The sequence below is a fragment of the Clostridium oceanicum genome (genome assembly GCF_039521385.1).
Lineage (GTDB): Bacteria > Bacillota > Clostridia > Clostridiales > Clostridiaceae > Clostridium_F > Clostridium_F oceanicum.
The window spans coordinates 1-764 of record NZ_BAAACG010000005.1 but is presented as its reverse complement, the minus strand read 5'-3'; the positions used below and the strand labels follow the sequence as shown (position 1 = coordinate 764).

Genomic DNA, 764 nt, shown 5'->3' with positions numbered 1-764 from the left:
AGGTTTGTTACCTTAATTACTGGTTGGTTTATAAGAATTCATTCTTATCCTCTGTTTAATTTTCAAAGACCTTGTCACTTCATGCGACTTTTAAAAGTTTATCACATGAAAACCATGTTGTCAACTCTTATTTTAATTTTACTAATAAATTAGAAAAATTAAAATGAACAAATAAATAACAAAATTTATCAGTTCCAAATACAGGTGTTATTTTATCACATATTTTATTATATATATAATTTTATTTACCTTTTAAATGATTTTATATACAATTTATTCAATTATTTTATATTTTTCTCCTATTTTCTTATAATGATACACAAGGTCTAGTTGTTTTGAATATTTTAGTGAATAATCCTTCTAATTATTGAATTTAAACAATTCTTATAGTGAAACTATTAAAATAAAAGTTAGAAAATTTAAATATATAGTTAGAAAATCATCAATAAATAATGGTAATTAAATTAATACTCACTTAAAAAACTTTATTCTATTAAAAAATATTATAATAATATTTGAAAAACTTTTTATAAAAATTTAGAAAAGCATCTTTTTTAATATTAGAACTCAGTTATTTTAATTTTTATAACTACAAAAGTAATCTAAAACTTTATTATATAACAAAAAAGCTTACAGAAAATCTGTAAGCTTTTTTAAATGGTGGAGATAAGGAGACTCGAACTCCTGACCCCCTGCGTGCAAGGCAGGTGCTCTCCCAACTGAGCTATACCCCCAAATGGTGGACCTTCAGGGACTCGAACCCC

At 24.0% G+C, this 764-nt stretch carries 1 tRNA gene; it reads right to left on the bottom strand.

Features of this window, described 5'->3' with window-relative positions:
• Positions 1-658: 658 nt before the first annotated feature.
• Positions 659-734 (bottom strand) — tRNA-Ala (locus ABDZ71_RS03420).
• Positions 735-764 lie beyond the last annotated feature (30 nt).